Source organism: Dolichospermum compactum NIES-806 (assembly GCF_002368115.1).
GTDB lineage: Bacteria > Cyanobacteriota > Cyanobacteriia > Cyanobacteriales > Nostocaceae > Dolichospermum > Dolichospermum compactum.
Genome location: NZ_AP018316.1, coordinates 3,525,819 through 3,547,173 on the forward strand (window position 1 = coordinate 3,525,819; position 21,355 = coordinate 3,547,173).

Here is a 21,355-nt window from a genome sequence, read left to right on the forward strand (position 1 = left end):
GAGCTTTACAGTGGTTGAACCCTTACTATCAGGTATTGTACTTGGTTTAGTTTTTGTAACTTTAAGCGGTTTGTTTTACGCTGCTTATAGACAATATAAGCGTCCTACTGAATTGGGCGGCTGATATTGATTGAGGAGTCGGGAGTTCGGAGTTCGGAGTTCGGAGTTCAGGAGTCAGGAGTCAGGAGAAGGAAAGAAGAACATCTATTCCCTGTCACCTGTCACCTGTTCCCTGTCACCTGTCACCTGTTCCCTGTCACCTGTTCCTGATAAAATGTCAAAGCGGTTTTACCATAGCTTTTTTGACGGCAGATTTCCCAGTTGGGGATGGTTAGTGGTGTCCAATCTTGGTGACGATGTTCAACTGCTATTTCTCCCTGGGAATCTAAAAGCTGATATTGAGCGATCGCTTGTAATACTGGTTCATATAATCCACTAGTATAAGGTGGGTCAAAATATATTCTGTCAAATTTTTGACCTGATAATTTTTTTAACTGTTGGGTAACGTTTCCCCGTAATAGCTGAAATTTCTGTTCTGGCTTGGCTACCTGTTGCCAATTTTCTTGGATAATGGCACAGGCTTGACTTGATTGTTCAATGCCAATTACAACGCTGGCTTCTCTGCATAAAGCCTCTGCACCCATAGAACCACTACCGGCGCACAAATCCAACCAGCGACAACCACCGATTGTCCCCTGCCAAATATTAAACAATGCTTCTCTGACTCGCGCACTGGTAGGTCTGGTATGTTCACCTGGTAAAGTTTTAAGCAGACGATTCCCGTAAATTCTTAGACTCATTACTTATTGATCATCCGATTTTGGATTTTGGATTTTGGATTTCGGATTGATTCCAGAGATAAATCTGGAGACTTGTAGCATCCAGGAATTATTTATCATTAATCTTGAACTGATAGCTAGTAGCAGATGATTGTATCAAAGTTTCACACCTGAAAATATTGCAAACTTTTGTTAAGCAAAAACTTTTTCACGGACTTGAGCCACAAAATTAGAGAGGATTTGCAATCCCACATTTGATGATTTTTCAGGATGGAATTGAACCGCCATCAGATTTTCATGAGCGATCGCTGCTGTAAAACTTTGACCACCATGAGTCACAGTTGCCGCCAGGACTTGGGGGTTTGTGGGTTCAACATAGTAAGAATGGACAAAATAAACCCAAGGATCTATAGGCAAATGTTCCCATAAAAGGTTTTTTGGTTGGTTAAGTTGGAGTTGATTCCAACCCATGTGGGGAATCGTCATTCCGGGTTCAGAACGAAACCGGCGGACTTTTCCTGGGACAATTCCTAATCCTGGTAACGTTCCTTCGGCGCTGGATTCAAACAAAATTTGTAATCCTAAACAAATACCCAAGAACGGTTTGCCAGAAGCGATCGCATCCTTAATCGGTTGTTCCAAACCACGCGATCGCAAATGTTGTACCGCCGGATCAAATGCTCCCACCCCTGGCAAAACTATAGCATCTGCTTTTGCCAACTCTTGAGAACAATAAGTAACCAGAGGAGTTGCGCCAGCTTTTTCTAATCCTTTGCAAACAGAGTGCAAATTTCCCATATCGTAATCAACAACTGCAATCACTGCCATTTAGCTGCTCCTTGTAAATTTATGAGGGAGGGCTTTTAATTATTCTAATTCTAATTATTATTTATAATGCAAAAAAAAATACTAATAACTTCTTTTGACATTTGGTTAAGCCAACAAGAGTCAAATTCATCCGATGACTTGTTACTCGCACTAGCCAAAATGGCTTCATTCTCCCATGATTTAAATTTTTTGCATCGTTTACCTGTAGATGTGCAACTAGCAAGTCCTCGCGTCATTGCCAAAATCAATGAACTCCAACCAGACTATATTATTTGTTGTGGCATGGCGGAAACTCGTTCCCAATTAAGCGTAGAAGTCCTGGCCAGTAGTACAAGTATCTCTATAAATTCCCCCGAAAATATTTTCCAAACCAGCGTTGATCTCGAAAAATTATTAGTCCAAACAGCCGCAGTTGAGATTAGCTACGACTGTGGTAAGTTTGTCTGCGAGGGACTTTATTATTCAGTATTGGACTATTTACACCAGTCTCAACTGTCAATTAAGTGTATTTTTGTTCATGTCCCAATTTTAACCCCAGAAAATTCTCTACAGATCATCACTGATTTCGTTTTGATCATTAACAACTTGGCACTTCTCTAGAAATATTCACGTCTGTTTAAACAAATCTACTCAGTATTATGTTACCACTATTACTTGCTTTCACCCTTGCTCAAGCTGTTCCTGCCACACCACCACCAGAAGAAATATTACAAATCCAATCAGTACGCCCTTTGCCAGGACAATTGGATTCAGTACCAGTATTTAATAGCAATAGTCCAGAACTGGTATTAAAAGAAGGAATTTTACTTTCTACCTTTCCAGCAGCAGGGAAAAAAGTCCCGTCAGCCCATTTAAATTTTCCCTTGCGCGGACAATTTGATATTTTTGCCCATCATATTGCCAAAGCAGAACCACCGGAAAATTTACGTTCTTTGTACTTGGGCATCATCTTACATAATCCTGGTTCTCAACCAGTGACAGTTAATATATTGCAAGGTGCGAGTTATTTAAGTCAACCAGATGCCCCATTTAAGGAAATAGCATCTTTAATTCCCAATGACTTAGGAACAGTTTTTGCCGGTCCTGGAAGTCGGGTGATGTCTGATATTTTGAGAGGGAAAAGACAAGATATTTTCCCCCCACAAATTGTCATTCCTCCAGGGGAAAGCCAGATGTTATTAAATTTACCCATTCCCGTGCAAGGATTAACACCTCCTTTAAATGGTCGGTCTACATATCTGCGACTGCGAAGTAATGGTAATGTTTATGCTGCTAGTTTGGCGATGTTTGCCCGCACAAATATTGATGGTAGTGAACGTGCGCCTAATTTAACAGAATGGCAAAATTTATTAGATAATGGTGAATTATCCACACCCAGAGATAAAGTCCCCACACCCATCACAGGAAACAACAAACCGACAATTTACGGGCGTGTAGCCGGAGTATCCAAGGGTTCTCGATGGTTAGCAGACATAGTAGATGCCCCAAAAAGCAAGTATTTAACCATTCCCCAACCTGGTGCAGCCTTCTCCTACGGTTTGAGTACCTTACATGGAGGAACATTAGGCACAAATCAAATTCAAACCGCACCCATGTTAGTCCGCTATCCTGACACCGCTTATTACGCTCATGGTAATTATGGGACTCAATATAGTCTCAAGTTACCTTTATATAACAATACTCAAAATCAACAAACTGTGAGTATTGCAGTCCAAACTCCCCTGAAAGAAAATCAATTAAGCAAATCTGGACTACGCTTTTTTAAACTACCAGCCCGTCAAATCTTCTTCCGAGGTACTGTACGCTTACGTTATCAAAACCAGGGAAAATGGCAAAATAAATTTGTGCATTTAGTTCAAAAGCGTGGTGAAGCAGGAGAACCATTAGTTTTATTGGATATAAAACCAGAAAATAAATCTTTAGTCCAAGTAGATTTTCTTTATCCACCAGATGCTTCACCACCACAGGTTATAACCGTGTCAACTCAAGCTAGGTAGTTCAACATAACCGAGTCAGATCCCCGACTTCTTCAAGAAATCTGGGTTTGGGGATCTTTTGATATCTTGATTATTCATATTAAAAACTTTGCAAACAACCTCTAAAATGCAAGTTTGAGTCAAAAGAAAGACTTCTAAGAAGATGTTAGCAAAGTTAAAAAAATGAGTAAAAAGAGTTATCAGGGTATAAATTAACATGAAAAATTTACTGCGCGGAATCTACCCCGATATTTCCCTATTATATCCAGGCATTTGCCATACATTATTACCTCTTATTACTTTTCAAGCACCCTCCTAAGAGGTACTAAAACCACTACAACTACCGAAACTTATAGTAGTTTTTTTACTGGAAATATCATCCTAAAAACCGTAATTATTACAATATCTTTCTCGTAATTATTACAATATCTTTCTCATGGAATTTTGGTTATACTAAAAACGGGTCACAGCCTGACTGTTCAAATCGCCAAGAGTGTTGATATACAAAAATTTTTGCCTGGCTAAAAGTCTACTAATCGTCCGTTTTTAGTATATGTATTAGCCAAAGCTTAAAAAGCTTAGTTTTGCTTTGGGTTTTCTCAACTCAACATACCCACATCATTTCCTCTTTTTAGTCTCAAATCCAGTGTTTAATCTCATATTTAAATTTAATAACGCTAAAATCCGTCAAGGAGATACCAAGGATGAATACAAACAGGATAAAATTAGGTAAAGAGAGTTTAGCAACGAAAAATTGTTATTGAAGAACTTTGCTTAACTTCGTTAAAGTCGCACATACTATCCAGAACTTGAGCAATAATGAAGCTCTTTAGATTAAACTTCAGTGTCTAATCTAATACAGATGTGCAACCCTAAAATTCTTTGTTAAGTAGGTGGGCGGAGGAAAATCGAAATATATTTCGTTTTTTAAAATGGCTAAAACTCAACCACAATAACGCATTGGGGTTAATTTACATATCGGCACACATTTTGGTTATTTCACATCCACTTACTTAGGACGTAACTGTTCACACTCCCCCCTATCTTTAACGAGAGATCAAGGGTTTCAATAATTTTAGAGGGGGGAGTGAATAACTACACTTAGGACAATGAAAATGAGTATAAAAAGAATGGAATTGACTAAACAAACTACAAGAAAGCATCAAGAAAATATCCAAAAAATCCTAGAACATCGCTTGCAAGTAGCGAGAACGCAGAATAACGAAAACCTATTGCATCAGTTAGAAGCGGAAATGAGAGAATTTAGCGAACAACCTGAACCTGAAGATGTTAAAGTTGGTTTATTTGGGTTAATTTACAACCGAGTAAAACTATCCCTGAAATAAAAACTTGACTATAACAGTAGACAAAGACCAAATTTAAATATACGTAAACTGAAACAATTGTAGGTACAATTCATAAATTGTACCTGTATTCTTTTGTGCAGATATCTAGTAGGGCACGGCGGAAGTCAAAACGAAGATAGTATAGGCTTTTGGGAGATGTATAATGGTTGGTTTATTTACGCCATTGTGTCCTCGCCAAACTACTTACCCAGCGTTCAAAATCTCATCATCTACAGAAAAATCAACTGCTAATTTATCTGCACCAGTCGCTAAATAATCATTTTCCCAAGAATCTTGCAAACCAGAAATTAAATCATATTTAGGTTGCCAATTTAATTCTATTTGTGCCTTATTCACAGATGCAAAGAAATGTTGGACCCGCATGGGAAAAGCCTTACGTTTACCGAAATCAAACTTTTTCGGATCATAATGAACGATTTTCAGATCATCAGCAGATTTACCAGCAGCTACAGCACAAGCACGGGCTAAACCGTCAAAAGTAACATAGCGATCGCCTGAAATATTATAAATCTCCCCAATCGCCTTTTCATTACCGATTATCTGGGTCATCGCTTGAGCTAAATCCTGAACATGGCCTAGTTGAGTTAGGTGCATTCCATTTCCCGGAATACAAATCGGGCGATCGCGCACAATTCTCTCAAAAAACCAACTTTCCAAAGGATTATAATTTTGCGGCCCGTAGATATAAGTAGGACGAATAGAAGTAAAGGGGATTCCCAACTGCTTCAGGTAAGCTTCCGTCTCATGTTTACCCTTGTGACGACTCTTAGGATCAACAGCATCACCTTCTAAATGGGGCATTTGGTCAGATTTGAGGTAAACACCCGCCGAACTCATATAAACAAAATGTTTCACCCGTCCTTGAAAAACTTCTGCCAGAGGTTGCGTATCCGTGAGTTCCCTACCATTATTGTCAAAAACGACATCAAAACTTGCTGATGCTAACTTTTCTTTGAGTTGAGTTGCATCAGTGCGATCGCCGATAATTTGTCCTACCCCCGCAGGTGCAGCATGATTACCACGATTGAACAAAACCACCTCATGTCCAGCCCTCACCAGTAAATCAGTCAAATACACCCCAATAAACCGAGTTCCACCAATAACCAGAATCCGCATAACTTCCTAACTCCTAAATAACCACAAGTGGCAAAATCAACCTTATCTTTGAGGTTATCAGGTTGCAGTGTGATCTTGGAACATCTTTTGGTAAGATTATGTCTTCTATTAAATCTAGAGATTTTCCTACTTTTGGATCACAATGAGGAATATTTAATATAGCGGTATACAGTTGGATAAAAACATAAACTCGTCATAGAACTTAAGCAGCACAAGACTTTAAACTCTGTCACCTGTCACCTGTCACCTGTCACCTGCTATATCACCGCATTAAAACAGCTTAATTACCTTCCACCCATTCAACTTAACCGTGTCCCTAGAATATGCCTTAGTTCATGAGTGGTTAACCCCTCAAGCCACAGGAGGTTCAGAACTCGTAGTCCAAGAGATATTAAATCACATTGACGCTGATTTGTATGCCCTGATAGATTTTGAATCCAGCAATCCAGAAAGTTACCTGTACAAACGTCAAATTGGCACAACGTTTTTACAGAAATTTCCCCAAGCCCGTCAAGGAGTCCAAAAATATTTACCCTTATTACCCTTGGCCATTGAGCAATTGGATTTGCGAGAATATGAAGTTATCTTATCTTCATCTCATGCTGTAGCTAAAGGAGTCTTAACCACCCCTAATCAATTGCATATCTGTTATAGCCATAGCCCCATGCGCTACGCTTGGGATTTAACCTTTGATTATCTCAACCAAAGCAAACTAGGGCAAGGAGCAATCGGCTGGATCACCCGCCAAATCCTCCATAATTTGCGGCAATGGGACGTAATCAGCGCCAACCGGGTAGATTACTTCATTGCCAACTCCCAACACACAGCCAGACGGATTTGGCGTTGCTATCGGCGGGAAGCAACAGTCATCTATCCACCAGTTAACCTAGATGAATGTCCCTTTTCCTCGGAAAAAGAGGATTTTTACCTGATAGTTTCTCGATTAGTCAGTTATAAACAAGTTTCTTTAATTGTCCAGGCTTTTAATCAGCTAAAAAAACCCCTGATCATTATTGGCACAGGTCCCCAAATGAACAAATTACGGGAAATAGCCCAACCACATATTCAAATCTTAGGATGGCAACCCGATCATATCGTCAAAAATTATATGTCCCGTGCCAAAGCCTTTGTTTATGCAGCTTGCGAAGACTTTGGCATTGCCCTAGTTGAAGCCCAAGCTTGTGGAACTCCCGTAATTGCCTATGGTGCAGGTGGTGCATTAGAAACAGTTAGAGATATTCAAACACATCCTGATACAGGAACTGGTATATTATTCAAAATCCAAACAGTAGGAGCTTTAGTAGATGCCGTAGAAAAATTTGTAGATCAGCAACATTTATACAGTTATGAGTATATACAAACACACGCTAATCAATTTTCTCGCCAGGTTTTTGCAGAACGTTATCTCAGTTTTGTGAATGAATGTCGAGAAAAAGGAGTTTACAGACAGTAAACATCAGCCTTTTGGATTTATTTTCTCAGAAGACAGTGAATTTTTCCTCAAAATTACTGCCTTTTAGCTTTAAGATCGGGACTATGTGTGGTGTGGATTATAAAGGAGTATGATGACTGCCCAGAGTTCACTCCTCTCCGGCAAACGATACCCGCGAAAGGATAACAGTACATCTATGACTGTTTTATCAAAACGTGGTCAAAAAGTTAAACAGCCAAAGGTGAAATCCAGAAGTTTATCTTTTCAGGGTTTATACGGAGAGTTTTTTAAACGACTGTTTGATATAGTTTTTTCATTGTCGGTCTTGATTTTGTTTTCTCCCATTTACATGATATTGGCCTTATTGATAGCCATAAGCTCAAAGGGGCCGATCTTTTATGTTCAAGAACGGGTAGGCAAAAACTACCGCAGCTTTAATTGTATTAAGTTTCGCACTATGGTCAACAATGCTGACGAAATTCTCGTCGAAATGATGACCACATCACCTAGTCTGCGAGCAGAATTTGAAGACAACTTTAAGCTGAAAACAGACCCAAGAATCACTAAAATTGGCCATTTTTTGCGAATTACCAGCTTAGATGAATTTCCCCAATTTTGGAATGTTCTCAAAGGAGATATGAGTGTAGTTGGTCCAAGACCTTTGGTGGCAGAAGAATTAATAAAATATGGTGATTATATCAATCATGTTTTAACAATTCGTCCGGGAATTACTGGTTTGTGGCAAGTATCTGGGCGGAATGATATTCCCTATCCTCGCCGGGTACAAATAGACTTACATTATGTCAATTTTCGGAATTTTTGGCTTGATTTGTGGATTATCCTCAAAACAGTTAATGTTGTCATCATGCCCAAAAATAAAGGAGCTTACTAGGTAAGTATACCAATTCCCTCTTATGGGGCAACATTATGCCCCAAAAACCATTTTTGACAGCAAAGGTATAAAATTCATTTATTTTTATAGTATAGGCAATAATTAATACACTTACAACAGAATTCAGGATTCAGGAGTAAAACTGGCTTTGTGTATAGGTTTCAATTGAGATTTTGCACCTCCTAACTACGCAACCTGCTGTAAAATCAAGAATTTTAATTGACATAAACCTATAATTATTTGTTAAAGTGTTTTTTAGCAAAAATATTTGTTGACCCTGATTTAATAGCAACTAATATTTGCAGCCTGACTATTGGGCAGTTATGTAACTTAACTGCTAATTTATATCATATATCAGACTGTTTGTAATCTTTAACTAAAAACAACAAGGCATCACCAATCATGACACAAAGAAAACGGTCTTTAATTACTGGTATTACTGGTCAAGATGGTTCTTATTTAACCGAACTTTTACTAGAACAAGGTTATGAAGTACACGGAATTATTCGCCGTACTTCCACTTTTAACACAGACAGAATTGATCATATGTACGAAGATCCTCATAACGATGGCGCAAGACTATTTCTTCACTATGGTGATTTGACGGACGGAACAACTCTGCGACGAATTTTAGAAGAAGTCAAACCTACAGAAATTTATAATTTAGGCGCTCAATCCCACGTCCGAGTCAGTTTTGATTCACCTGAATATACAGTAGATGCTGTAGGTATGGGGACATTGCGTTTATTGGAAGCAGTCCGCGATTATCAACAGCGGACTGGGATTGAAGTCCGTTTCTATCAAGCCGGTTCTTCGGAAATGTATGGTTTGGTGCAAGCAGTTCCTCAAAGTGAAACCACACCTTTTTATCCCCGCAGTCCCTACGCTTGTGCTAAGGTGTACGCTCACTGGCAAACGGTGAATTACCGTGAATCTTACAATTTGTTTGCTTGTAATGGTATTTTGTTTAATCATGAATCTCCAAGACGGGGTGAAACATTTGTTACCCGCAAAATAACCAGAGCCGTAGCCCGTATTGTCGCTGGCAAACAAAAAAATATCTACATGGGTAATTTGGACTCCAAGAGAGATTGGGGTTATGCGAAAGATTACGTAAGAGCAATGTGGTTGATGTTGCAGCAAGAGCAACCAGATGATTATGTAGTGGCGACTGGTGAAACCCATTCAGTCAAAGAGTTTCTAGAATTAGCATTTGGTTATGTCAATCTTGATTGGCAGAAATACGTAGAGTTTGATCAGCGCTATTTGCGTCCTGCTGAAGTAGATTTACTAATTGGTGATCCCACTAAAGCACAGCAGAAATTAGGCTGGCAACCATCGGTAACATTTAAAGAACTGGTGGCGCTAATGGTAGAAGCTGATTTACAAGCTGTGGGTTGTACTTCCTCCAATGGTAATGGTGGAAAACAAATTCAAGATATTGCTACTACCCGTCAAGAATTAGGATCTCTGCACTTTTAATTCAGATCAAGGATAATAATATGACAGCCTTAGAATTAGAAAATAAACGAATTCTTGTCACCGGTGGGGCGGGTTTTCTCGGTCGTCAAGTGATAGATCAATTGTGTCAGCATGGCGCTAATCGTGAGAAGATTACAGTGACGCGATCGCACGATTGTGATCTGCGGGTTTGGGAAAATTGCCAACGAGCGGCAGACCAACAGGATATTATCATTCATCTAGCTGCCCATGTGGGTGGAATTGGTCTGAATCGAGAAAAACCCGGCGAGTTATTTTACGATAACTTGATGATGGGAACTCAGTTAATCCATGCTGCTTATCAACAGGGGATAGAAAAGTTCGTTTGTGTAGGAACTATCTGCGCTTATCCTAAATTTACCCCCGTCCCCTTTAAAGAAGATGACCTTTGGAGTGGTTATCCAGAAGAGACTAACGCCCCCTACGGAGTGGCGAAAAAAGCCCTGTTAGTCCAACTGCAATCCTATCGTCAGCAGTATGGCTTTAATGGTATTTATCTCTTGCCTGTGAATTTATACGGACCAGAAGATAACTTCAACCCCAGCAGTTCTCATGTTATTCCTGCTTTAATTCGTAAAGTGCAAGAAGCCCAAACCAGGGGAGAAAAACAACTTCCTGTGTGGGGTGATGGTTCTCCTACCCGTGAATTTTTGTATTCTACAGACGCAGCACGGGGAATAGTCATGGGAACACAGTTTTATAATGATGCTGAACCCGTCAATTTAGGAACTGGTTACGAAATCTCTATCAAAGATCTAATTACCTTAATTTGCGAATTGATGGAATATGAGGGTGAACTTGTTTGGGAAACCGACAAACCCAATGGCCAACCTCGACGTTGTTTGGATACGGAAAGGGCAAAACAGGCTTTTGGTTTTACTGCTGAAGTAGAATTTAGAGAAGGGTTGAAAAATACTATTGATTGGTGGCGCAAAAACGCTGCATAGAGTATTTCGTCATCTCGTTCCCAGTCTTCGACTGGGAATGCCTTTATAGAGTCTCTGACTCACGATTATACACACAAAGGCAGAGCCTTCTTAATTCATTCCCATACAGAGTACGGGAACGAGAGAAAAGAAAAATAGGACTTACGCAAGTGTCACAAAAAAATCTGTTGTAGGGTGCTTTACTACTGCATAAATCCTGCAAATAAACAGATTGTTGATATCTGACGCACCCTACCAATGTGCCACTTGCGTAAGTCCTGAAAAAATCCAACATTGTATTAGGCTTTGCAAAAAATAAATTAACAACTAAATAATAGAATAAGAGTAAAATCAAGTTATACTCTTAGTTAGAAAAGAGGTATAACTCAATGACAAGCATCAAAACGGCTATTTCCATTGAAGAATCACTTTACGAAGAAGTAATAGCTTTAGCGCATGAAATGAAAATACCTCGCAGTAAATTAGTTGCTTTAGCAATGGCAGAATTTCTGCGTCGTCAAAAACATCGCCAATTAGTAGAAAGTATCAATGAAGCTTATGCAGATGATCTAGATGAATCGGAACAAATCATGTTAACAGCAATGCGATATCATCAAGGACAATTACAAGAAAAAGAATGGTAATTAAGCAAGGTGATATTTATTGGATTGATTTGGGAGAACCAATAGGTTCAGAACCAGCTTATATTCGTCCTTATGTGGTGATCCAAAATGACTTACTCAACGGTTCTCAAATTAAAACCGTAATAGTTTGTGCATTAACTTCTAATTTGAGACGAGCTAAGGCGATAGGTAATGTTTTACTAGAGTTAGGAGAAGCTAATTTTGACAGAGAAAGTGTAGTAAATGTATCGCAAATTTTTACAGTAGATAAAGCTCTATTAACTGAAAAAATTGGCACGCTATCTCAAAAAAGAATTAGACAAATTTTAGCCGGGTTAGCAATAGTAACAGAACCACAAGAAATAGATTTTGATAAAATTTAAAGTCATATTCAGCTTTGCAAAAAATAAATTCACAATTAAATAAAAAAGAACTGCGGCGGATTTTACTCCAAAAACGTCAGTCAATGACATTATTAGAATGGAGAGAAAAGAGCGATCGCCTCACCACCAATATCCAAAACTCGGTTATATTTAATCAAGCAAATACAATTCTCGCTTTTTTTAGCTTTCGTCAAGAACCTGATATTAGCTCGCTGTATAGGAACACTAACAAACGTTGGGGTTTTCCCCGTTGTGTTGATAAGTCTCTAGTTTGGCATTCTTGGCAACCTGATGACACAATTAATATCGGTGCTTATGGGATTACAGAACCTCACCACGAAGCACCGATAATTGAGATTGAGGAAGTAGATTTAATACTTATTCCCTGTGTGGGTTGTGATGTCCAAGGATACCGCTTAGGTTATGGTGGTGGATATTATGACCGTTTGTTAAATTCACCCGCTTGGAAGACAAAAGCAACTATAGGAGTGGTTTTTGATTTTGCTTATTTATCTCAATTACCTGTTGATACTTGGGATAAACCTTTGCAAAGGGTGATTACAGAAAATGGATAAAAAAGTGGGGAAAAGCAACATCAGGTAAAAAATAATTTATGATTATTTAAAACCACTGTTTCTTATCCAAAATTATCAGCTATGCCTTTAAGTTGGAACGAAATCAAAAGTCGAGCGATCGCATTTTCTCAAGAATGGGAACATGAAACCTCAGAAGATGCCGAAGCTAAATCATTTTGGGATCGTTTTTTTCATGTTTTTGGTATTTCTCGGCGACGGGTGGCGACATTTGAACAATCTGTAAAAAAAGCCGATAATAAACAAGGTTTTATTGATTTACTCTGGAAAGGTGTAATTTTAGTAGAACATAAATCTAGGGGAAAAAGTCTAGATAAAGCTATGCAGCAAGCTAAAGATTATTTCCCTGGTTTAAAAGAACATGAATTACCAAAATATATTTTAGTTTCTGATTTCCAAAAGTTTAAACTCTACGACTTAGATACTAATATTACCACAGAATTTGAACTAAAAGATTTTATTAATCAGGTTCATTTATTCGGTTTTATGGCTGGTTATGAAAAACGCACCTATAAAGATGAAGATCCGGTCAATATACAAGCTGCTGAATTAATGGGGAAACTACATGATAAACTAGAAGCAGTTGGTTATCGAGGTCATGATTTAGAAGTCTATTTAGTCCGGTTACTCTTCTGTTTATTTGCTGATGATACAGGCATTTTTGATAAAGGTATTTTTTGGGAATATATTGATTTACATACTAAATCAGATGGTAGTGATTTAGCAATGCACATTGCTTCTATTTTTCATACATTAAATACACCACCGGAAAAAAGATTAACAAATTTAGATACTAATTTGGCTCAGTTTCCCTATGTGAATGGTAACTTATTTGCAGAGGTTTTACAACCGGCTGCTTTTGATAGCAAAATGCGGGAAATGTTTTTAGAAGCTTGTGGTTTTGACTGGGGTAAAATCTCACCGGCTATTTTTGGTTCGATGTTTCAAGCGGTCATGAATCCCAAGGAAAGACGAAATTTAGGCGCTCATTATACCTCGGAAAAAAATATTCAAAAGTTGATTAAACCTCTATTTTTAGATGATTTATATTTAGAATTGGAAAAAGTCAAAAGTAATCGGGGTAAACTCCAAGAATTACATCAAAAAATCGCTAGTCTTTATTTTCTTGATCCTGCTTGTGGTTGCGGTAATTTCTTAATTATCACTTATCGGGAATTGCGAGAGCTAGAGATTAAAATTTTGCAAGCATTGAATAAAAATGGACAGCAATTTATTAATATTCAAGATATTATTAAGGTTAATGTAGATCAATTTGCGGGTATTGAATATGATGAATTTGCGGTGCGTGTTGCTGAGGTGGCAATGTGGTTAATTGACCATCAAATGAATATTCAGGTTAGTCATGAATTTGGTCAATATTTTTTCAGAGTTCCTTTAACTAAATCTGCAAAAATTGTTCATGGTAATTCATTAAGAATTGATTGGGAAACCGTTGTAGAGAAGGAAAGCTTGAGTTTCATCTTTAGATGACTTTTGCCATTAGATTGGGAATTCATTCCCAGTCGGACTTAGTAGCAAAGATGCAGAAGGCAAATATAGTCCATACTGCCAATATATTGTTTGGTATTTAAACAAAAGATTAAATAACCCTTAAACCGTGTAATAAGCTACTCTCACATCATGATCAAATCTGATATCTTCTGTAAAAATTATGTAGAAGTTATCAGGTGGAGTCATGAGTAAAATTAACGGATTTGTAGGTCGTCGTAACTTCTTAAAATTCGTAGGTTTAAGTACCTTGAGTATGGGTACTTTGACTGCTTGCAATGAAATCATTACTAACCGTTCAGAAATTACAATTCCTGAAAATAATCCTAATCCTAATCCAGTTAGTGCAGAGGAAGCAAAAAGAAGATTAATAGCAGGAAACAGAAGATTTGTTAATCAAAATCGTCAATATCCTAATCAATCGAAAAAACGTTTACTATCAGTATCTAAAAAACAATATCCTTATGCAGCAATATTAGGATGTGCAGATTCTCGCGTACCACCAGAAATAATTTTTGATCAAGGATTAGGAGATTTATTTGTTGTGCGGATAGCTGGTAATATTGCCAGTAATGAAACCATTGGAAGTTTAGAATATGCTACCGCTAATTTAGGAACACAACTAATAGTTGTTTTAGGTCATAAAGGATGTGGTGCAGTATCAGCAGCAATTGACAATCAACCAGATAATGGTAAAATTAACTCTGTGATTGATGACATTAAGCCAGGTTTATCGGCAACTCCCAGAACAGGAAGTAATATTAATGATGATAACAATCCAGTGATTAATAATATTGAATACCAAGCTAAAAAATTGCAGAATAATTCACAAATTATAGATAAATTAATCCGTGATGACAGATTAAAAATTATCAGTGCTTACTATGATATTAATACTGGTAAAGTTAGATTCTTAACTTGATATTTATCCTTCTTTTTTCTTTATCTGCGTTTGCAAGCTATCATGAATCTTCAACTAAAAACAAATCATCTAGAAATTATCAAAAATCATGCTCAAACAACCTACCCAGATGAATGCTGTGGGCTAATTTTAGGTTATAAAAATAATGAATATAAAATTGTAGTAGAAATCATCCCCACAGAGAACGTCTGGAATACAGAAAAGAGTAACTTTACAGAAGACCAAGAAAATAGTACCAGAAGACGATATGCAATATCGCCTCAAGTCATGTTACAAACGCAAAAAGCAGCGAGAAACCGTAACTTAAATATTATTGGTATCTATCATTCCCATCCTGACTATCCAGCTATTCCTTCAGAATGGGATAGAATATACGCTTGGCCAGAATACTCTTATGTGATATCATCCGTACAAAATGCTCAAGCTGGTGAACTGCAAAGCTGGACTCTTGATGACAACCACCAATTTCAAGCCGAGACAATTGAACTGATAAAATTAGCAAATTTAAGTTAACATTAATACTCCGCGCTGATTCCTACAACTGCTATGCTAAATCCCAACCTGGATGAAATCCAGTTGACGAAAGACGACTACGAACGCTATTCCCGCCACTTAATTTTGCCAGAAGTGGGTATGGAAGGGCAAAAACGCCTAAAAGCCGCCAGTGTATTGTGTATTGGTACGGGTGGATTAGGCTCACCATTACTGTTATATCTTGCAGCCGCAGGTATAGGCAGAATTGGTATTGTTGATTTTGATGTTGTGGATACTTCTAACCTGCAACGTCAAGTTATTCACGGGACATCCTGGGTAGGTAAACCGAAAATCGAATCAGCAAAAAACCGGATTCATGAAATTAACCCCCATTGTCAGGTTGATTTGTATGAAACCCGGTTGAGTTCAGAAAACGCCTTAGATATTATTCGGCCTTACGATATTGTTGTTGATGGAACTGATAACTTCCCGACGCGGTATTTAGTCAACGACGCTTGCGTATTGTTGAATAAACCCAACGTTTACGGTTCTATCTTCCGGTTTGAAGGACAAGCAACCGTCTTTAACTATGAAGGTGGTCCTAACTATCGTGACTTGTACCCCGAACCACCACCACCAGGAATGGTTCCTTCCTGTGCAGAAGGTGGAGTGCTGGGAATTTTACCGGGAATGATTGGGATTATTCAAGCCACAGAGACAGTGAAAATTATTCTGGGGAATGGTACTACCTTGAGTGGTAGACTTGTGCTTTATAATGCCTTGGATATGAAATTCCGGGAGTTGAAACTGCGTCCTAACCCCATCCGTCCAGTTATTGACAAGCTAATAGATTACGAACAATTCTGTGGTATTCCCCAAGCCCAAGCTGAAGAAGCGAAACAGCAAATGGAAATTCAAGAAATGACTGTGAAGGAGTTGAAGGCGTTATTAGATGGTGGGGCAAAGGATTTTGTGCTGCTAGACGTGCGTAATCCTCATGAGTATGAAATTGCGAGAATTCCTGGTTCTGTGTTAGTGCCTTTACCAGATATTGAAAATGGTGATGGTGTGGCTAAGGTGAAGGAATTACTCAATGGACACCGTTTAATTGCTCATTGTAAAATGGGTGGACGTTCCGCGAAAGCCTTGGCTATCTTGAAGGAAGCGGGGATTACTGGGACAAATGTTAAAGGGGGAATTAATGCTTGGAGTCAAGAAGTGGATGCTTCTGTTCCTCAGTATTAATCATTTTTTTTCAGGATTGTTGATCATGTTTAGCAAAAACCTATAACTATCTCCAGTCCGATGTTAACAGCAAGATACCCGATATTTTAGATAGTTGGGTATCTTGTGATGATGTATATAGAGGCATCTATTTTAGTTATTGATATAATTTATACAAAAAAATCTTTAAAAAATACCAAAATTGTCCATTACCTATACTTCTTTTAAAGAGTAAGATGTCTAAAGTTTGCACAAACTTCATGAAAAATTTAGCCATAACAGTTTCCAGCTAGAAGAGGACATCCCGTAATCATAAAACATGGCTTGAGCAGAATGTGGTATTACCCCTGCTGCTTGATTTAGATACTAAAAGACTTTTAGCTTTCCTGCTATCAATAAATAGAGATTGAGGGTCAATTTACTTTCAAAAACTCAACTTGAGCAGTACCTATCGTCACAGCAACTTGCCGAAACAACAATATATTGCATTATGGATACGCTTTCCACAACTAAGTCTAAGATTCTGATTGTAGATGATGATGCCAGTGTCCGCAACTTGATTCAGCGTTTCTTGAGTCGTAAATATGAAATAGAATCAGCCGCGGACGGTAAAACGGCTCTTGTTGCTTTTGAAAAATTAAATCCGGCTTTAGTAATTCTTGATTGGAATTTACCAGACGCAAATGGCTATAAATTGTGTCAAGAGATGCAGAGTCGTACTAATGTTTTGGTAATGATGCTGACTAGTCGCAATGATGAAGCTGATAAAATCAAGGTTTTGGCTGCTGGTGCGGATGATTTTTTAACTAAACCATTTAGTCTGGCGGAGGTGGAAGTTAGGGTAGAAGCACTATTAAGGCGTGTTCGCTATATTCATCCCGGTGTTTCACAACGCCTCACTTTTAATCAGTTGTCTATTAATTCGGACGCACGGGAGGTTACACTCAATAATAAAGCTTTGCCTTTGACTGCTTTGGAGTTTAATATTTTACATTTTCTGGCTACCCATCCTGGACAAGCATGGAGTCGCACTCAATTAATTCAAAAGATTTGGGGGTGTGATTATGTGGGAGATGGGCGCGTTGTTGATGTGCATATTGGTCAATTACGCAAGAAAATGGAGGCTGATTCTAGTATGCCGGAGTTTATTAAGACGGTACGGGGTTATGGCTATAAGTTTGATCCACCTGAAAATCCCACAGTTTAAATTTGGCTAAATTGATGGTTGGGATGGCTTAACAATTTGCTCAAATCTGGGCTTGATGAGATGATTTAGGTGATTAATCAATAGATATTGGAGCTAAAGTCTGTCAGGGAGTCGTATCTACTCAAGCCTCGGATAAAACCTTTAATTTTTGGGTTCTATAGGATATTCTCATTATATTTCTCCATATTCTCTGGTTTAGGATAAACTGCACTGTTAGCTTTAAAAAATATATATGCAAATTACTGTCATGACTTTTAATCTCCGCTATGATAAACCAGATCCTGGGGTGCGTCAGTGGAAAAAGCGTCTGGGGGCGATCGCTTCTTTAATTCAATATTACAAACCGGATTTGCTGGGTACACAGGAGGGTAAACCCCATCAATTGGCGGATTTACAAGCACTCTTACCTGAATATAACATTATTGGGGGCGATCGCACTGGGACAGGAACGGGTGAACATTGTGCAATTTTCTACAACCCACAATGTCTAAAACTTCAGGAAACACAGGATTTTTATCTCAGTGATACTCCAGAAATTCCTGGTAGTATTACTTGGGGAACTCGTTTACCACGTATGGCTACTTGGGCTAATTTTGCAGTTGCTAATCCTGGTCTATCTTTAACTATATTAAATACCCATCTAGATCACGAAAATGCCAAATCTAGGGAGTTAAGTGCAGCTTTAATTAGTCAACGGTTGGCGGAATTTCCACCAGAGGACTATTTGCTAGTCACAGGAGATTTTAACGCTAATCCTGATACTCCAGAACGGCGAATTTTTCTATCTCCTTTAGCCAATGGTAAAGAATTACAAGATCCTTTAGCTAATTTTCCTCTAGAACAACAAAAAACTTTTCACAATTTTACAGGTGAAGCCTGGGATGCTATTGATACTATATATTGCGAGATATCTTTCTCAGTAGAACAAGTCATTATTAATCGTCAACAGTGGGGAGGTGTGTGGCCTTCTGACCATTTTCCCGTGATTGTGAAATTAACAGTTCTAAAATCTGAATAGTTCAAGCTGACTTCACCCGGATTTCTCACCCTAACTTCTGTCTTACCAAATCCACCGCCAAATTAATCGCTGCTTTCATACTTGTTGCATCAGCAATACCTTTACCGACAATATCAAAGGCTGTTCCATGATCAGGGGAAGTCCGCACAAACGGTAAACCAATGGTGGTATTTACAGCCCGATCAAAAGCCATCAACTTCACGGGAATTAAACCTTGGTCATGATACAGTGCCAAGTAAGCATCAGCGGGATTTTTAACTGGAGAATTACCATACCAAGCTATACCCGGTTTCACCCACATTGTATCTGGGGGGATGGGTCCCTCTAGCTGTAAATGGGGGCGTTTTTGGCGTTCAGATTCCAACCAGGGAATTAACCAATCTATTTCTTCTGTTCCCAGTTGTCCCATTTCTCCACTGTGGGGATTTAATCCAGCGATCGCAATTCTCCCATTTTTAATCCCCAAATCATTTTCCAAATACTCCACCAGCAAATCTAATTTCTTTGTTAATAACTGTGGTGTTAAGGTGGCAGATACTTGACATAAAGGAATATGTGTGGTAGCAAGTAACGCCCGCAGAGTCCAACCAGTAAAAGGCGATCGCCCCACAAACAACATCCCAAAACGCTCCACACCAGCCCTTTCGGCTAAAAGTTCCGTTTGTCCTGGATAATTGTAACCAGCAGCCTTCCAAGCAGATTTAGCGATGGGTCCTGTCACAATCCCATCAAACTCACCCGCCAAAGTTTGGGATATGGCATATTCCATATAAGCAAAACTCGCCGCACCACTAGCTGCATTGCCGACACCAGTAATAATTTCACCAGCGCTAGGCACATCAACTATAGACAAATCAGCAGGATTGACCAAAGGGAGAGAATTATCAATATTTTTACTGCTATTTTCATAAACTTGAGTTAATAAAATTCTACTCCCCACCACCACAACATCACAATTTCGAGTAACTTCAGGATCAGCCAAAGCCTTCACAATTACCTCAGAACCAATACCCGCTGGATCTCCCAGTGTCAGCACCAAACGCGGACGTTTATCTTGATTAATCATTTATTGTAGGGGCGGGGTTTCCCCGCCCATCCTCAAATATCATCCCTAAATTGGTTTAGAATTATTTATAAGGTTTAATCTCAATAATTCTGATAGACCCAGTTTACCTGAATCCTCAAAGTTGAAAATAAGATTTGAGCCTTCAAATCAAATTCAGCAGTCTGAAAAACAGGAAACATAAATCAACAATCCACAAAGGAGCATTACAGCAAATGGGCGGCGAAATATTAAATGCAGCTATGCTATCTTTCGGTCTAATCTTCGTAGGTTGGGCGATCGGTGCTTTGTTACTCAAAATTCAAGGCGCAGAAGAATAGAACGGAAGCAGGGGACACAGGGGAAGCAAAGGACGCAGACGGAGAAAAAATTAATTCTTCATCCTGACTCGGTGACTCCTGACTCCTGACTCGGTGACTCGGTGACTCCTAAATCTTTTATTAAAACGATGTAAAGTTTTATTTACATAACTAATTCTGTTAAGATTCTTTTCATAAACATTAAAATATATAACCAACCCCATGACATTATTAATAGTCGGTGCAACTGGCACCTTGGGAAGACAAGTGGCTCGTCGCGCAATTGATGAAGGATACAAAGTCCGCTGTCTAGTTCGGAGTCCTAAAAAAGCTGCTTTTCTCAAAGAATGGGGTGCAGAATTGGTACGAGGAAACTTGTGCAATCCGCAGACCCTGACGGAAGCATTGACGGGAGTAACAGCAGTTATTGATGCCGCTACATCCCGTGCTACAGATTCCCTAACTATTAAAGAGGTAGATTGGGATGGAAAAGTAGCATTAATTCAAGCAGCCAAAGCCGCTGGTGTAGAAAGATTTATCTTCTTTTCAATTCTCGATGCTGATAAATATCCCAATGTACCGCTGATGGAAATTAAGGGATGTACAGAAGCATATTTAGCAGAATCCGGTTTAAACTACACCATTTTACGTTTAGCTGGATTTATGCAAGGATTAATTGGTCAATATGGCATACCTATTTTAGAAAAACAACCAGTATGGGTGACAGGAACATCCTCACCCATTGGCTACATGGATACTCAAGATATTGCTAAATTTGCAGTGCGGGCTTTGACAGTACCAGAAACAGAAAAGCAAGCTTTCCCGGTCGTGGGAACTCGTGCTTGGAGTGCTGAGGAAATTATTAATCTTTGTGAACGCTTATCTGATAGAGACGCAAAAGTTACACGAATGCCCATTGGATTATTACGGGCTGTGCGGAATTTACTGCGCTTCTTTCAATGGGGATGGAATGTTTCTGATAGGTTAGCTTTTACAGAAGTTTTAGCCAGTGGTAAAGCTCTAAATGCAGAAAATATGGACGAAGTATATACTGTTTTTGGTTTAGATAAACAACAAACCACCACACTGGAAGTATATCTACAAGAATATTTCAGCCGGATTATGAACAAGCTGAAACAGTTAGATTACGAGAAAGCTAAAAGCAAAAAGCTCAAAAGTAAAAAGACTCCCTTTAAAGAATCTTCCAAAGCCAATAGTCAATAA

23 protein-coding genes are annotated in these 21,355 nt (G+C 38.7%); 19 read left to right on the forward strand and 4 right to left on the reverse strand.

Annotated features, from left to right (window positions below):
* Window positions 1-10: 10 nt before the first annotated feature.
* Window positions 11-124 (forward strand): cytochrome b6-f complex subunit V, encoded by a 114-nt coding sequence (petG, locus tag CA730_RS16545; protein WP_015078754.1) that lies wholly within the window; start codon window positions 11-13, stop codon window positions 122-124.
* Between the two features lie 118 nt (window positions 125-242).
* Here petG and rsmD read toward each other — a convergent pair whose 3' ends face one another.
* Both rsmD and hisH read right to left on the reverse strand, forming a co-directional pair.
* A complete protein-coding gene (gene rsmD, locus CA730_RS16550; protein WP_096668937.1) occupies window positions 243-800 on the reverse strand; it encodes a 16S rRNA (guanine(966)-N(2))-methyltransferase RsmD in 558 nt (185 codons plus the stop codon).
* Between the two features lie 171 nt (window positions 801-971).
* The gene (hisH, locus tag CA730_RS16555) at window positions 972-1,607 is read right to left on the reverse strand and encodes an imidazole glycerol phosphate synthase subunit HisH (RefSeq protein ID WP_096668939.1); all 636 of its coding nucleotides are present in this window, start codon (window positions 1,605-1,607) and stop codon (window positions 972-974) included.
* Window positions 1,608-1,673: 66 nt separating this feature from the next.
* On the opposite strand from hisH, the gene CA730_RS16560 reads away from it, so the two are divergent.
* The 3 genes from CA730_RS16560 to pirA all read left to right on the forward strand — a co-directional run bounded on the left by CA730_RS16560 (window position 1,674) and on the right by pirA (window position 4,929).
* Window positions 1,674-2,207: a pyroglutamyl-peptidase I family protein gene (locus CA730_RS16560; protein WP_096668941.1), complete on the forward strand. Its 534-nt coding sequence runs from the start codon at window positions 1,674-1,676 to the stop codon at window positions 2,205-2,207.
* A 38-nt stretch (window positions 2,208-2,245) separates the two neighbouring features.
* Window positions 2,246-3,604 (forward strand): DUF3370 domain-containing protein, encoded by a 1,359-nt coding sequence (locus CA730_RS16565; RefSeq protein WP_096668943.1) that lies wholly within the window; start codon window positions 2,246-2,248, stop codon window positions 3,602-3,604.
* Between the two features lie 1,094 nt (window positions 3,605-4,698).
* Window positions 4,699-4,929, forward strand: a complete 231-nt coding sequence (gene pirA / locus CA730_RS16570; RefSeq protein WP_157750006.1) for an arginine synthesis PII-interacting regulator PirA — start codon at window positions 4,699-4,701, stop codon at window positions 4,927-4,929.
* Window positions 4,930-5,133: 204 nt separating this feature from the next.
* Here the strand turns inward: pirA and CA730_RS16575 are convergent, their stop codons facing one another.
* Window positions 5,134-6,066, reverse strand: a complete 933-nt coding sequence (locus CA730_RS16575) for an NAD-dependent epimerase/dehydratase family protein (protein WP_096668947.1) — start codon at window positions 6,064-6,066, stop codon at window positions 5,134-5,136.
* A 310-nt stretch (window positions 6,067-6,376) separates the two neighbouring features.
* Between CA730_RS16575 and CA730_RS16580 the strand changes: the two genes are divergently transcribed.
* From CA730_RS16580 to CA730_RS16640, 13 genes are all read left to right on the forward strand, one after another.
* On the forward strand, window positions 6,377-7,519 hold the full coding sequence (locus tag CA730_RS16580) for a glycosyltransferase (RefSeq protein ID WP_096668949.1): 1,143 nt from the start codon (window positions 6,377-6,379) through the stop codon (window positions 7,517-7,519).
* 112 nt (window positions 7,520-7,631) lie between these two features.
* Window positions 7,632-8,390, forward strand: coding sequence for a sugar transferase (locus CA730_RS16585; RefSeq protein WP_096668951.1), 759 nt, complete (start codon window positions 7,632-7,634; stop codon window positions 8,388-8,390).
* Window positions 8,391-8,792: 402 nt separating this feature from the next.
* The gene (gene gmd, locus CA730_RS16590; protein WP_096668953.1) at window positions 8,793-9,872 is read left to right on the forward strand and encodes a GDP-mannose 4,6-dehydratase; all 1,080 of its coding nucleotides are present in this window, start codon (window positions 8,793-8,795) and stop codon (window positions 9,870-9,872) included.
* Between the two features lie 20 nt (window positions 9,873-9,892).
* Entirely contained in the window at window positions 9,893-10,837 is a 945-nt protein-coding gene (locus CA730_RS16595) for a GDP-L-fucose synthase family protein (RefSeq protein WP_096668955.1), read from the forward strand.
* Between the two features lie 368 nt (window positions 10,838-11,205).
* A complete protein-coding gene (locus tag CA730_RS16600; RefSeq protein ID WP_096668957.1) occupies window positions 11,206-11,460 on the forward strand; it encodes a ribbon-helix-helix domain-containing protein in 255 nt (84 codons plus the stop codon).
* Window positions 11,454-11,822 carry a type II toxin-antitoxin system PemK/MazF family toxin gene (locus CA730_RS16605; protein WP_096668959.1) on the forward strand — a complete coding sequence of 123 codons (369 nt, stop codon included), beginning with the start codon at window positions 11,454-11,456 and terminating at the stop codon, window positions 11,820-11,822. Before CA730_RS16600 ends, CA730_RS16605 begins: the two co-directional genes overlap by 7 nt.
* 14 nt (window positions 11,823-11,836) lie before the next feature.
* Entirely contained in the window at window positions 11,837-12,397 is a 561-nt protein-coding gene (locus tag CA730_RS16610; RefSeq protein WP_096668961.1) for a 5-formyltetrahydrofolate cyclo-ligase, read from the forward strand.
* A gap of 81 nt (window positions 12,398-12,478) precedes the next feature.
* Window positions 12,479-13,906: a type IIL restriction-modification enzyme MmeI gene (locus tag CA730_RS16615; protein WP_197705454.1), complete on the forward strand. Its 1,428-nt coding sequence runs from the start codon at window positions 12,479-12,481 to the stop codon at window positions 13,904-13,906.
* Between the two features lie 205 nt (window positions 13,907-14,111).
* On the forward strand, window positions 14,112-14,846 hold the full coding sequence (locus tag CA730_RS16620) for a carbonic anhydrase (protein WP_015078775.1): 735 nt from the start codon (window positions 14,112-14,114) through the stop codon (window positions 14,844-14,846).
* 42 nt (window positions 14,847-14,888) lie between these two features.
* Window positions 14,889-15,359 (forward strand): Mov34/MPN/PAD-1 family protein, encoded by a 471-nt coding sequence (locus CA730_RS16625; RefSeq protein ID WP_096668963.1) that lies wholly within the window; start codon window positions 14,889-14,891, stop codon window positions 15,357-15,359.
* A gap of 33 nt (window positions 15,360-15,392) precedes the next feature.
* Complete coding sequence (gene moeB, locus CA730_RS16630; RefSeq protein ID WP_096668965.1) at window positions 15,393-16,565, forward strand: molybdopterin-synthase adenylyltransferase MoeB; 1,173 nt, start codon at window positions 15,393-15,395, stop codon at window positions 16,563-16,565.
* A 469-nt stretch (window positions 16,566-17,034) separates the two neighbouring features.
* Complete coding sequence (locus tag CA730_RS16635; RefSeq protein WP_096668967.1) at window positions 17,035-17,751, forward strand: response regulator transcription factor; 717 nt, start codon at window positions 17,035-17,037, stop codon at window positions 17,749-17,751.
* Between the two features lie 232 nt (window positions 17,752-17,983).
* On the forward strand, window positions 17,984-18,769 hold the full coding sequence (locus CA730_RS16640; protein ID WP_096668969.1) for an endonuclease/exonuclease/phosphatase family protein: 786 nt from the start codon (window positions 17,984-17,986) through the stop codon (window positions 18,767-18,769).
* Window positions 18,770-18,794: 25 nt separating this feature from the next.
* Here CA730_RS16640 and pdxA read toward each other — a convergent pair whose 3' ends face one another.
* Window positions 18,795-19,835 (reverse strand): 4-hydroxythreonine-4-phosphate dehydrogenase PdxA, encoded by a 1,041-nt coding sequence (gene pdxA / locus CA730_RS16645; RefSeq protein ID WP_096668971.1) that lies wholly within the window; start codon window positions 19,833-19,835, stop codon window positions 18,795-18,797.
* A gap of 212 nt (window positions 19,836-20,047) precedes the next feature.
* Here pdxA and petM point away from each other — a divergent pair, with 212 nt between their 5' ends.
* Entirely contained in the window at window positions 20,048-20,152 is a 105-nt protein-coding gene (gene petM / locus CA730_RS16650; RefSeq protein ID WP_096671590.1) for a cytochrome b6-f complex subunit PetM, read from the forward strand.
* A 201-nt stretch (window positions 20,153-20,353) separates the two neighbouring features.
* Complete coding sequence (locus CA730_RS16655) at window positions 20,354-21,355, forward strand: SDR family oxidoreductase (protein ID WP_096668973.1); 1,002 nt, start codon at window positions 20,354-20,356, stop codon at window positions 21,353-21,355.